Annotated in this window: 9 protein-coding genes; 2 read left to right on the top strand and 7 right to left on the bottom strand. The window is 64.2% G+C overall.

The genetic code is table 11. The annotated features are described in order from the left end of the window. Nucleotides 1–21 precede the first annotated feature (21 nt). Complete coding sequence (locus F4X08_05840) at nucleotides 22–1164, bottom strand: sorbosone dehydrogenase family protein (protein ID MYD25314.1); 1143 nt, start codon at nucleotides 1162–1164, stop codon at nucleotides 22–24. Between the two features lie 207 nt (nucleotides 1165–1371). Between F4X08_05840 and genX the strand changes: the two genes are divergently transcribed. Both genX and F4X08_05830 read left to right on the top strand, forming a co-directional pair. Beyond that, a complete protein-coding gene (genX, locus tag F4X08_05835) occupies nucleotides 1372–2709 on the top strand; it encodes an EF-P lysine aminoacylase GenX (protein MYD25313.1) in 1338 nt (445 codons plus the stop codon). A 72-nt stretch (nucleotides 2710–2781) separates the two neighbouring features. Then, nucleotides 2782–3807 carry an alcohol dehydrogenase catalytic domain-containing protein gene (locus F4X08_05830; protein MYD25312.1) on the top strand — a complete coding sequence of 342 codons (1026 nt, stop codon included), beginning with the start codon at nucleotides 2782–2784 and terminating at the stop codon, nucleotides 3805–3807. Between the two features lie 36 nt (nucleotides 3808–3843). Here the strand turns inward: F4X08_05830 and F4X08_05825 are convergent, their stop codons facing one another. From F4X08_05825 to F4X08_05800, 6 genes are read right to left on the bottom strand one after another with little or no spacing between them, the layout of a single operon-like run. Further along, nucleotides 3844–7482 (bottom strand): hypothetical protein, encoded by a 3639-nt coding sequence (locus tag F4X08_05825; protein MYD25311.1) that lies wholly within the window; start codon nucleotides 7480–7482, stop codon nucleotides 3844–3846. 26 nt (nucleotides 7483–7508) lie between these two features. After that, nucleotides 7509–8228 carry an inosine monophosphate cyclohydrolase gene (locus tag F4X08_05820; GenBank protein MYD25310.1) on the bottom strand — a complete coding sequence of 240 codons (720 nt, stop codon included), beginning with the start codon at nucleotides 8226–8228 and terminating at the stop codon, nucleotides 7509–7511. Between the two features lie 23 nt (nucleotides 8229–8251). After that, nucleotides 8252–9406, bottom strand: a complete 1155-nt coding sequence (locus F4X08_05815) for an AAA family ATPase (GenBank protein MYD25309.1) — start codon at nucleotides 9404–9406, stop codon at nucleotides 8252–8254. 26 nt (nucleotides 9407–9432) lie between these two features. Then, complete coding sequence (locus F4X08_05810; protein MYD25308.1) at nucleotides 9433–10623, bottom strand: mandelate racemase/muconate lactonizing enzyme family protein; 1191 nt, start codon at nucleotides 10621–10623, stop codon at nucleotides 9433–9435. Further along, nucleotides 10620–11501, bottom strand: a complete 882-nt coding sequence (locus F4X08_05805) for a hypothetical protein (protein ID MYD25307.1) — start codon at nucleotides 11499–11501, stop codon at nucleotides 10620–10622. The genes F4X08_05810 and F4X08_05805 overlap by 4 nt, the downstream gene beginning before the upstream one ends. 57 nt (nucleotides 11502–11558) lie before the next feature. After that, nucleotides 11559–13010 carry an aminotransferase class I/II-fold pyridoxal phosphate-dependent enzyme gene (locus tag F4X08_05800; protein ID MYD25306.1) on the bottom strand — a complete coding sequence of 484 codons (1452 nt, stop codon included), beginning with the start codon at nucleotides 13008–13010 and terminating at the stop codon, nucleotides 11559–11561. Nucleotides 13011–13077 lie beyond the last annotated feature (67 nt).

Raw genomic sequence — 13077 nt, 5'->3', positions numbered from 1 at the left:
CGTCACCGGCGTTACCAACGTTTACTCCCCGTACGTGATCCGGTAGATCACTCCGGCGTAATCATCAGAAACGAGCAGAGAACCGTCCGGCATGACCTCCACGTCGGCCGGGCGGCCGGAGTATTCCTCGTCAACGAGCCAGCCCTCGGCGAAATCCTCGTAACTCACGGCCTCGTTGCCGTCCAGGCGCACCAGGGTGACCCGGTAACCGATCCGCTCGTCCCGGTTCCAGGATCCGTGTTCCGCGATCAATACCTGGTGGCGGTACTCGGGCGGAAACATGTCCCCGGTGTAGAATCGCATGCCCACCGCGGCCACGTGCGGATCGAGGTCCTGCACGGGGTGCACCAGGGAATCCAGTGGACGCCGGCCGCCGAATTCGGGATCCGCGATGTCCGTGCCGTGGTGATACGGGAAGCCGAAATGCTGTCCGGCTTCGGTCACGCGGTTCAGCTCGTCCGGCGGTATGTCGTTGCCCATGAGGTCCCGCCCGTTGTCGGAGAACCACAGTTCGCCCGTGTCCGGGTGCCAGTCGAAGCCCACGGTATTGCGCACGCCGCTCACGTAGACTTCCAGATCCGTTCCGTCCGGGTTCATGCGCATGATGGTCGCGTATCGAGGATCAGCGCGTTCGCAGACGTTACACGGAGCACCCACGGGAACGTAGAGCTTGCCGTCGGGCCCGAACCGGATGAACTTCCAGCCGTGATGACGATCGGTCGGGAAACCCCGGCTGACCACGGCCGGTTCGGGGGGATCGTAGAGCCTGTTTTCGATGTCGTCGTACCGGAGCACCACGTTGATATCGGCGACGTAGAGCGCTCCATCCCGAAAAGCGATACCGCTCGGCATCTTGAGCCCGCTGTCGAGGGTCAGCACCTCGTCGGCTACGAAATCCCCGTCCATGTCCCTTACGGCGTACACGTTTCCGGCGCGCCGGGAGCCCACGAAGAGGGTACCGCCTGGTCCCATCGCCATGGCCCGCGCGTTGCGGACACCGCTGGCGTAAACGGAGATCCGGAAGCCTTCCGGCAACTGGATGCGGGAGAGGACGGGATCGGATTCAGAAGATTCGCCACCGGGCGCGGGGGTGTTTCCGCACGCGGCGACCACCAGGAAGCCCAACAGGAACAGACGTGGTGCCCAAAGTCGGATTGCGGTCATTGAAACGGGCCGGCGGTGATCGTTGCGGCGTTAATTTCGGCCGGAGACGCGCGGAGCGCGCCAGGGTCCTGAAGTACGTTACGGTTCCCTCACATGGTAATGATCCGGGGGATGCGAATCAAGGACAAACTGATGCTTGCTTTTGATGAAATCGACCGTTAATGTTTACCACGAGTTTGTCAGCAGGAATCTCCTCGAGAACCGGCCATGTCGCGTATCAGACACCTCCACAGCCAGGGTATTCAATCGTATCCCGCCCGTACCGGCAGGACGCATACGGTGCGGCAGGTACAGGAATCCGGAGCCGCCGGAAACGCAACAGTGATTGCCGGGCGGCTGATCCGGCTGGATCCACGGGTTGGGAGCGGCGCGCTCGAGGATTGGACGGGCACGGTCAACCTCGTCCTGGACGATCCAGCCCTGTCCGGCATGCTGTCATTGGTCTGCGCCGGCGACCTCGTGGAATGCGCGGGTACATGGGAGAACGACGCATACACCGTAACCGGCCTCAGGCTCCTGGCGCCCTGCCTTCGCGGCGCGCCCGGAATGGAAGCGGCCGGCGCCGTGCGCCTCCGGGCAGATATCCTGGCCGGGACCCGTGCCTACTTCGAATCCCGCGAGTTCATAGCCGTGGACACGCCCACATTCATGACCGTTCCGGACCTGACGCCGGCCCTGAGTTCGTTTCGAACGGAATACGTGGACGGCGAAGGCGGAACGCAGCCCCTGTACCTGCAAACCTCGCCCGAACACTACATGAAACGCCTGCTGGCGGCGGGCTGCGAACGGATATACCAGATCTGCCGGTTCTACCGCAACGGGGAACGGTTCGACGCGCACCATCCCGAGTTTACCGGACTGGAGTGGTACGAGGCCTACGCCGATTACGAGACGGTCATGGCCACCACCGAGGATTACGTGACCACGCTGGCCGGGACGCTCAACCACGGGGGCGAACTGACCTACCGGGGTACCACGATCGACCTCCGGCCTCCTTGGCCGAGGTACAGGGTGCGGGACTGCTTCCTGGACCGGTCGGGGATCGACCTGGATGTCTGCGATGACCTGGAAAAGTTCTCGTCCGCAGCCAGGGCCAGGGATTACGAGGTTCGGGAAGACGATGACTGGGACGACCTGTTCCACCGCGTTTTCCTGACGGCCGTGGAACCCGCGCTGCCCGCGGACCGGCCGGTCTTTCTGACGGAGTATCCCGCCCGGCTGCCGTCGCTGGCGCGCCGGGTTCCGGGCAACCCCCGGTACGTGGAACGATTCGAACTGTACATGGGCGGGCTGGAACTGGCCAATGCCTTCACGGAGCTGAACGATCCGGTGGAGCAGCGTGCCAGGTTTGAAGCGGACCTGGTGGTAAAGCGATCGAAGGAAGGCCCGGACCGCTACCACGGCGGGGTGGACGAAGCGCTGCTGGCAGCCCTCGAATACGGGATGCCTCCGTCGGGCGGCATCGCCTTCGGCCTGGACCGGCTGGCGATGTTGTTCGCCGACGCCGAAACGATCGATCCCGTGATCATGTTCAGGGATTACTGACCGATGCTGAGGGATCTGAAACACACCGGCTGCGGTTTATGATAGTCGCCGGCCGTACTTAAGGAGGAAGGCATGCGGGCACTAATGTACCTGGGAACGCGTCAGATGGAAATGCAGGACGTCGAGGAACCCGGGGTCACGCCCGGCTACGCCGTGCTGAAGGTCGGGGCGGCGAGCATATGCGGTTCGGACCTGCACGGCTTTCTGGGCAAGAGCGCAAAGCGGGTCCCGCCGCTGATCATGGGACACGAATTCACCGGCGAGGTGGTGGACCTGGGCCGCGGCGCGGAAGGGCTGGCCATCGGCGACCGGGTCACCATCAACCCGATCCTTTCCTGCGGCCGGTGCGACGAGTGCCTCCGGGGACGCACCAGTATCTGCCCTCATCGGACGGTCATCGGCATCGAGCATCCCGGGGCCTTCGCCAACTACGTTTCCGTGCCCGCGGCGTCCTGCTTCAGGCTGCCGGACCACGTGGGCGACCTCGAGGGCAGCATGGTCGAATCTCTCTCGAACGCGCTGCATATCTTCGACCGGAGCCTGCACGGGTTCATCAGGAGCGTGGCCGTCATCGGCGCGGGCACCCAGGGGCTCCTCGCCCTGCAGGTGGCCCGGCACATCGGGGCGACCCGCATCGCGGTGACTGACATGGTGCCCTCGCGACTGTCGCTGGCCGCCTCGATGGGCGCGACCCACACCATCGACGTACGGTCGATCGACCCGGTGGAAGCCGTGTTCGATATGACAGACGGTCAAGGGGTGGACCTGGCGGTCGAAGCGGTGGGCCATACGGCGACGCAGGAACAGGCCGTGCGGATGCTCCGGCAGGGCGGTGAAGCCGTGCTGCTGGGCCTCGGCGCCGAAGCGCCCATGGCCATTGACGGCGTGGCCATGGTCAACAGGGAACTGGTCGTTCGCGGTTCCTATGCCTACACGAGCGTGGACTTCGCCTATTCCCTCGATCTCATCTCTAAGGGCAGGATCGACGTCGCCTCCATGGTCGTCGAAAGGGACCTGGAGCAGGGGCCGGGCATTTTCGCGAAACTGGTGGACGACCCCGGCGACCTGATCAAGGTGGCGCTGGTGCCGGGTTCCTGAGGCGGTCTCCTGGCGGCCGCGCGGCTGGAAGAAGGATCAGCGGCCAGGGCCGTGCCGCCGCAGGGCTTCTCTGAAATTCTCCTGGGAGACCCAGCGCGAGTTGTAGGCGCTTCGGTACGCTCGCAGGCCGGTTTCGTCCGGGTAAAGGGAATCCGGACCATAAGGGTAGCCGGCCATCCCGTGAAAGGGCAGCGGTTCGATCGTGGCGGCCGTCGCCGTGTTCAGGTCGCCCTCCTTCAACCAGCCGTCGGTGTGCAGGACGAAGTCCCTCGTCCAGCCAGACGGTGGTTCGGGCAGGTCCGCCGTATCGAACGTCACCTTGATTTCCTCTCCTGAACTATAGACGACATAGCGGTTGTCGGACGCCTGCAGCAGGGGCGTCACGTCGCCGTACCGCGTCCGGTATCCCGCGAAGGGCAGCCACTGGGGTTCGCCGCTCAGCACCTGGTAATCCCGGATAAACGGGCCATAGGGCGCGGTCCGGTACTCCCGCGAGTAGCCGCGGTAGTGCAGATCCGCCGTATCGGGCGACAGCCGGGTAATGCGCCTTTCGGCCCGCACGGGTTCGTCGACGGTGAAAAAGACCTCGCTCCAGTACAACTCCAGGTTCGTGGTGAGCCTTACCCGGTAGTCTTCGGCGGGAAAACGGTCCGTAAGATCGATGAAAACGGTCTTGTGTTCCCCCGATGGAAAGCCGGTGTACGGTATCACGGTCCGCCACTGTCCCCTGCCGTCCGGCACTTCCAGGTACGGCGGGACCACGGCGACGTTACCGCGCTGGGACAGGGCCAGGTTGGAACTGGGCTCGATCGGCATGATCCAGCCGCACAGGTACAGGTGGATCCGTTCCGCGCCCTTCAGATCGCCCAGGTCCAGTGTAATGGAATGCATTTCTGGAACGCCCTGAAATTCACCAAGCCTGTAGTCCCCGACGTACAGGCTGTCCCTGGCGGCGAGCGCGGGCAGGATGTCGTTACCGTGGTGGTCGCGAGCGGCCACGGGCAGGCGCGGGTCCGTCACCGTATGGATTTCGAGATCCGGGTAGGGCGGCGGGAGGTACTTTTCATCCACGAAAATGTCCGTCTCCGCCGGGTGGTCGACGACCAGCAGTTCCATTTTGTCCATGTACACGGCGTCCCAGAGTTCCTCCACGACCCGGACTTCGAACTTTCCGTCCCGCATCCTCAGCTGGTCTCCCCGGATCTTCACGTAGTCGTTCGCCGCGTCCGGCCAGGCCGGCGCGCCGGTTTCCGTCAGGGCGCCAATGGCACTCCGCGTCATCAGGTGGGTGACGAAGACGAACCGGTCGCCGTTCCAGGTGTATAGCGACGGGCAGGATCCCTTGAGCCGCTGCGGTTCGACGATAAGCGTGCGGGATTCCGGATCGATCCGGTTCTGGGGGACGCCGTTGCTCCAGATTACCCGGATCACGTCGGCCGTTTCCCGGCTTCCCAGACCGACGTGGGTGACGGCCGCGTCGACCCGCAGAGACTGGTAGTGCGACCCGGCGTTTACCTCTATGGTCGACCCTATGCCATAGAAGTTGTTCTTCCCGCTTCCTTCCAGGGCCGCGGCGAGCTGTACCTTGAGCCAGCCGTTCGCGTTGCCGCCGTCGTTCCTCAGTACTAAAAGACGTCCCTCGGAAAGCACTGCGAGATCCAGGTCACCGTCATCGTCCAGGTCGCCGACCTCGACGTCTTCGATGGCCGACGGCAGGCCGGGGAGCAGGTCGGCCCTTTCCTCGAATGTCCCGTTGCCCAGGTTCCTGGCCAGCCTGAGTCCCGACAGGCCCGGCACCGAAGCGCCGGCAAGTGCGAGATCGATGAATCCGTCATTGTCGAAATCGAAGGGCCGGACGGCGGCGGCATCGAGGCCGTCACACGCGTCGCCGAACGCCGGGGGCGTGTCCTCCCCGTTGAAACGGCGCCCACTGTCGTTCCACAACAGCCGGCAGCCCTCGGCGGCGGTCCCCGCCATGAAAAGGTCCAGCGCGCCGTCGTTATTGAAATCGGCCGCGGCGACCGTCTTCGCGCCGCCCCACCGGATTCCGCCGAAACGTTCCGTCCAGTCCACCCACCTGCCCTGCCGCAGGTTCCGGTACAGTCTGTGCGCCCCGTCGTCGAACAGCGCGACGACATCTGCGGCGCCGTCCAGGTCGAAGTCGCCCCAGGCCAGTGACTGGGCGGGCCGCACGGCGGAAACATCCTCAGCGGAATCACCATCTGCGGAAACACCATCTGCGGAAACACCATCGGCGGGAACACCATCGGCGGCCCTGCCGGAAACGTTGGACGCCGATTCGAGAAAGCCCGTTGTGGAGGTGGCCTCGTCGAAAACCCCTCCCTCCGTATGTCGGTAGAACCGGAGCGCGCTCATATTGGACGCCAGCACGTCCAGGTCCCCGTCGTGGTCGAAATCCGCCCGGGAAACGGAGGCGAATAGCCCCGATCTATCTCCCGGGTCCAGGGTCTGCGCCAGGCCGAATGTCCCATCCCCTTCGTTGTGGTACACCTGAGGTGATGATGTTCCGGCTACCAATATGTCCATATCGCCGTCATTGGCGAAGTCTCCCGGGACCAGTCGAAAGACCGCGTCTTCCCGGACCGAATCGTCCATACCCGACCATGGACTCAAAACGGCCTCCCAACCGTCCACGGGGTTGCGCAGGACGGTCAGCCCTTGCCGGCCCGCCAGCGCCAGGTCCAGCCGCCCGTCCCCGTCCGCGTCCGCCAGCGCCAGGTCCGTCCATCGCTCCTCATCCGGCAGGATATTGCCCATCCATTCGTCGCCCGCATCCACGAACGCCATATCGACCAGGGAACCCGCGACCACTGCCGCCAGGTCGGGCGGTGCCGTCCGGAAATCGTAGAGCGGGGGCGACTGCTGCGAAGGATCCCCCAGGCGGTCCCGCGATGCCCGGTAGGCCGGGTCCACCACCAGCAGGTTGCCCAGGATGCCCGCGCTGGATTCGGCTTCTGCCCCATCCCGGCGATCCAATGCGTCCAGCGTCCGGTCCAGCCAGGTCTGAATGTCTTCGGGAACGGGCTCGAGCAACCCGGCCATCCGCCGGTACCCGGCCGATGCTTCACGCCACCGTTCCAGCCGGACCAGGATTTCGTTCAACTCGACGAGCACGGCCAGGTTTTCCGGTTCGTGTTCGAGCATGGCCTGCAGTTCGTCCAGGGCGTCCTCCTCCTGGAGATCCGGACCCCGCAGCCTTCTCATCTCGGTGAGATACTTGTACCGGAGCACCACGTCGGACGCGTTGTGACCAACGGCGTGAGCCAGCAGGCCCAGGGCGGCTTCGCGGTCTCCCCGTGCCGCCACGATATCGGATTTGATGGAAAGGACTTCACCGTCTTCCGGGGCAAGATCCACAGCCCGGTCGACGGATGCGGCGGCCTGTTCGTAGTCTCGAAGTTTCAGCAACGCCAGGGCCCGGTTAGCGTGACCGAGCGGCTCGCGGGGAACCAGCCGGGCCACCGACTCGAAGGAACCTGCCGCGCCTTCCAGGTCGTTCCGGTACAGGTAGGCCAGCCCCGTGTGCTTCGCGGAAAGGGCTTCCTCCCACACTACGCGGGAAGGGGCGGACTCACCACAGCCCGCGAGCAGGCACGCGGCCGTCGTTATCCACGCGCCCATCGACATACCCGTAATGGCGATTACCATCCGCATTGAGCTTCACCTCTGATGGGAAAGGACTAGAACCGGTTGATGGCCATCAGTTCGCTGATGCCGTCCCGCGTCACGTTTTTCAGGGCGATGGCCACCCGGTTTTCTTCGTCGAGTGCGTCCCAGTACGTCCCCATGACCTCTTCCGCCTCGCCTTCCAGGGGCATGAGCAGCGGATCTCCCGAAAACCCCGGCAGCGGTTCGCCGTCGCCCATGTAGGTCGTCAGGCACAGTCCCCGTCCGGGTGGGGGCGGGTCCGGCCGGTAAGTCAGCCGGTCGGTATGGGCGGGATCGAGCGGATTCGCCCGGAGTACGCTCAGGGATACGGCAGGCAGCCCGTTCAGCTCCAGCATGCCGCTGATCCGGGGCGTGTAGTTCGGCGCGTCGGGCTCCCGTTCCCGGGTGGCCAGGGCGGCCTCGAAGGTCCCGCCGCCGCGCAGCGCGTCGTATATCGTCCGCGACTGGTCGCCGTTGGTAACGATGTATGTCCCCGGCAGTTCGAGCATGGCCGGGTAGATGATCAGCTCCGGTGCGTCCAGCCTTGCGGGATCGACCGGTTCCGTGCGAAGCACCGGCCCCTCGATCGCGAACCGCCGGTTCCGGCTGCTTTCACTGCGGCCCATGATCCAGTAGAGCAGGAACCAGGCGTCGCCGCCGGCCGACCGGCCGATGATCAGCCCCCGCCCCGGATAGCGGTTCGAGGCGATATGCCGTGCGAAGTTCCGTGCCGGGACTCCGGAGTCGTTCATGGGGCGCACCTGGACCGATCCCTTCATTCGAACAGGCTCAACTGATTCGGGTCTTTTTCGAGGGTTCTTTCCCGGGGTGCCTGTTCCTCGGAGACGTCGCGGTCCAGCAGGAGCAGCGCGTCCGTCACGTCGCCGGTCACTTCCGCTGCCGATCCTTCATGGACGGGTTTCAGCAGCAGGACTTCTTCCGGTTCGATATCGGGGTCGGACAACAGCACCGCGCTGTGCGTGCTGATCAACACCTGCCGTCCGGTGTTCCGCTGCATGCGCAGGATCAGTGCGGCGAGCCGGTTGACAATGCCCGGGTGCAGGCAGAGTTCGGGCTCCTCCAGGAACAACATGGATTCCCCTTCGAGCAGCGCCCACAACATGCCGATGAGCCGTAGTGTCCCGTCGGAGAACTGGTCCTCCCGCTGGATACCCGCCCTGGGCCGCCAGTGGGCGTACAGGGCCTGGAGATGTGGGCGTCCCGTCTCCGGGTCCCGAATGAATTCGAGCTGCTCGAGCCGCGGCACGGCCGCCTTGAGCACCGCTTCGATCCGGGACAGGCGGGCTCTTCGGGTCCGGTCGTGTTCCCGGGCGATGCGGTCCAGGAAGTCCTGCCCGTAGGGGTCGCCCTCGAGCGTCCGGCCACCGATCAGGTCCGCGTGGCGGAGCAGCGATGGAACCAGGTGATGGTAGGTAATGGCCTGAAAGTACCGGGCGATCTCACGAAATGCCCGGTTGGCGGTGATCTGTTCCAGGTAGGTCTGGGTAAGCCGTACGATGTCTTCCCGGTCCTCCTCGTTCGGCCGGTCGAGTATGACGGTCTCGTCTCTGCTCACCCGTTCATAGGTGATCAGCGTGTGCCGGTTCCCCCTGGCCTGCTGCTTTAGTCCGAGTTCATAGCGCCAGGTTTCCCGCCCGTTCACCGGATCGCAGAACCGCACCTCGATGGCGATATCCGGATCCCTGCGCGCGGCGAGATTCCGGATCTTGGTCATGCCGCCCCGGTCCGCGACGGCCTTTTGGAGTCCCCCGCCCTCCACCTTGGCAATATCCCTGAGAAACCGGAACACGTCCATCAGGTTGGACTTCCCGGACGCGTTGGGGCCGACGACGAACTGCCGTTTTTGCAGATCGACGTCGATCCGCGGGAAATTCCGCCAGTTTCTGACTTTCAGATGGCGCACATACATGGGCCGCTCCGGCGATCCACGGTGTACTAGTCGAAAAAGCCCTGGTCTTCTTCCTTCAGGTAGGGCAGCGCTTTGTCCGGCACCAGGTCGACCCCCAGGCCGGGGCTGTCCCACACGTCGATGAAGCCGTCTTTCACGATCGTTTCCGGCAAACCCTCCACGATGTCGTACCACCAGGACGGGTTGCCAACGGGGTATTCGAAGGCAATGTAGTTGGGCGGCATGGCGGCCGAGGCGTGCACCAGGGCGGCCAGGCCGATCAGGCCGTCTATGACGCCGTGGGGCGCCATGAGCACGCCGTGGAGGTCGGCGTATTCCGCAATCCACTTCAGTTCCGCGATCCCGCCCACGTCGGCCGGGTCGGGGCCCACCACGTCCACGGCCCTTTTCTCGATGAGATCGACGAAGTTCTCCCGGAGATAGATCTGTTCCCCCGTGTGAATCGGCGTGGAAGTCCTCGAGTTCACCTCCCGGTAGAGATCGGCCAGGACGAAGGGCGTATAGTCGCCGGTGATCATGTCTTCCAGCCACATGATATGCAGGTGTTCCACGGCTTTCGCCAGGCGCAGGGCGTCCGGCACGAGCATGCCGGGGCCGCAGTCGAGGGCCAGGCCGACTTCATCTCCGAGGACCGCCTTCATGGCCTCTATGCAGGCTACCAGGTGCTTCAGGCCCTTCTCGGTGAGCGGACCCCGGTTGCCGTGAAAGCCGTGCTTCTGCAGGTCGCCGTAGAAGAAGTCGGGGACCTGCGACGGCATCTGGCTGTGAAAGCTGATGCCCTCCTTGATGATGGTGAACCCCTCGGGCGCCGCCTTCATCCGGGCCATGTCCTCCGCGTAGTCCTCCACGGTGGCGCCCTTCATGGGAAACCGCACAGCGCCGTTGTACACCCGCACCCGGTCCCGCATCTTGCCCCCGAGCAACTTGTACACCGGCAGTCCGGCCGCCTTGCCCGCGATATCCCACAGGGCCATCTCGATGGCGCTAACCGCGCTGCCCCAGGGCTTGAAGCTGCCCAGCCGCCGTATGCTCGAGACGACGCGGTTCACGTCCGTGGGATCCTGGCCGATAATGTGGTCCCGATAGAACAGAACGTGGGGTTTCATGTAGGGCTTGGAGTTCTCGATCTGCCCCAGCCCGTGGATCCCTTCGTCCGTCGTGATCCGTACCACGGGGTTCTGGCCGATCACGGCACATCTCAGGTCGGTGATCTTCATGCAGGACTCCCAGTAGTCTGTTGCAACCGGCTCTCCCATCCCGCCGGCCGGCCGGCCGCCTCCCAGGCCGTCATTTCGTCCAGCAGGCGTTCGGCGATGTCCTTCGGTCCCTGGAATCCGCCCGGGCGTTTCATTTCGCAAACGCCGTCAGACAGTTGGTGCCGGTGCGCCTCGATGGGACCCGCGCCGGGCGTCCAGGACGCGTAGGACGTGCAGTACCTTTGAAACATGGTGCGCCGCGGCGGGTCGCGCAAGGACCAGGGCAGCGCGCCGTGGCATAGGGCTTCGGTAAAGACGACGGCGTCCCCCGCGTTTACGGGCACGTTGATTACCGTCGGCGGGCCTGAGCGGATGTCGATGTGTGCCGGCCGTTCGAAATAGGTCTTGTGGCTGCCGGGAATACACACGAATCCGGCCCCTTCGGGCACGTCAACCAGGGAAATGGCCGCGTTGATGAAGGTGGCGAACACTTCGCCGTCCGCGGCCTGGTAGTCGTTGGCCGGGTTCCTCCACGCCCCGGAAGCGCCGTTGTGCAGCGTGATCTCGTCGCTGTCCGGCCGGTTCACCGTGAGGGCCGACAGCAGGTGCTGGGGCCGCTCCCTCGTCAGGGCGAGCACCAAGCGCATGACCGGCAGGTTCAGCACGAGCCGGTCGAATACCGGGTCGGCATACTCGGCATGGAGAATGGCCCGCGCGGCCGTCGGATTTGCCTTGGGATCCTCATAGGAACAGAGCGGCGGCGGAAGCTCTTCCTCTGCCATCCCGTGCCATTCGTCGCACCGCGCGATCATGTGATCCAGGTCCTCGGACGTGATGACCTGGCGCAGGACGAGATAACCGTGCAGATCGAAAAGCCACTTCTCTTTAACCGAAAGCATGCTACCCGCCCGTCAATTAACCCGCCCGTCAGTTCACATATGCATTTAACCCGCCCGTCAGTTCACATATGCATTGTGGAACGCGATCCACTTGGGAAGGACTTCCTCGATCACCTCCCGAGGCGGCAGGAATGCAATCCTCAAATGACTGGTGCCCGGTTGCTGCCCGAATCCCTCGCCGTTGACCGTGACCAGCCCGGTCCGCTCCAGGAGTGCCATGCAGTAGTCGAAGTCGTTCGTTCCCTCCGGCAGCCTGTCCAGCCTGGGGAAGAGGTACATCGCCCCGGTTCGCCCGTAACAGGAAACGCCTTCCATCTGATCGAATCCCGACCTGATCATGACCGCCTTTTCGTGGAGGTCTTCAAGGATCGTCCTGCGCTCATTCGTGAAGCGGCGATAGGGTTCGGCGTTCTCGGGGGGCGGATTGACCAGCAGATACATCATCAACTGGCCGACCGTGTTCGAACAGATGTTCACCGACGCCTGCTTGAGCACGAGATCGGTAAACGACAGTTCGGTGTTCCGAACGCGCGGAGCGTTCCTGATCTCGAGATAGCCGCCCCGGTGGCCGCACTCGCCGTAGTAGCCCTTCGAGGTGCTGTGCACGCTGAACAGCGGCACACCGCTTCGTCCCAGCACCCGGGCGATGGATACGAACCCCGCGTCCCCGCCGTAGACGTTCTCCTGGTAGACCTCGTCGGCGATGATGGCCAGGCCGTTGTCGCCGGCAAAGGCAACCACCTCCCTCACGGTCTCTTCGGTCAGTACCGCGCCGGTCGGGTTGCCCGGGTTGATGACCACGATGGCCTTGACGTCCACGCCGCGCCCGCGTGCGTCATCCAGGGAAGATTCCAGCAGTTCCCGGTCCAGGGCCCAACCCGATTCCTCATCAAGGAAATAGTCGACCTGCACGCCGCCGCAACGCTTGATGGCCGCGGAATACAGCGGATACTGGGGAATGGGGATCATGATGCCGTCCGACGTGTCGTCGATCATCAGGTCGATTACGTACCGCACGCCTTCGCTGGCTCCGTTGGTGATGAATACCTGCTCCGGGTCGGAACGGGGAACGGCGCCGCGGTCCGCATCGTCCGCGCCGTCCCTGCGGTCTATGAAATCCGCCACGGCTTCCCGGATGAACCGCGGGCCGCTGCTGTCCGAGTAGGCGCCCATGCCGGTCTCCATCTGCGACAGGTAGCGTTCACTGAGATCGAGCACGTAGTCGGAGTGGAACTCGTCCTGTTCCAGGCCGCCCAGGCCGCCCGGTGCGTCCAGGGCACTGCCGTTTAACAATGCTTTGAATCTGCGTTCGCGCTCGATGCGAACGGGATGTTCGACCAGGCTCAGCACTTCCCGGTAAAAGGAGATGGGTTGCTGGCCAAGTGCCTGGGGGTTACCGAGATTGCACGGGATGATGCGTCTTCCCTGTTGCTTCAGTTCGGCCGCCCGCTGGGGAATCGGTCCGCGCACGGCGTACTCCATTTCGAGTATCCTGCGGTTGACCGACATGTCCCAGGGCGCTTTGGCGTGCATGGTTCCGATTCCAATGGGTTGCATTTTCAGGATCACTTAAATT

The organism is Gemmatimonadota bacterium, from assembly GCA_009841265.1.
In the GTDB taxonomy this organism is placed as follows: domain Bacteria; phylum JAAXHH01; class JAAXHH01; order JAAXHH01; family JAAXHH01; genus JAAXHH01.
This window is presented reverse-complemented; position numbering and strand designations above follow the sequence as displayed.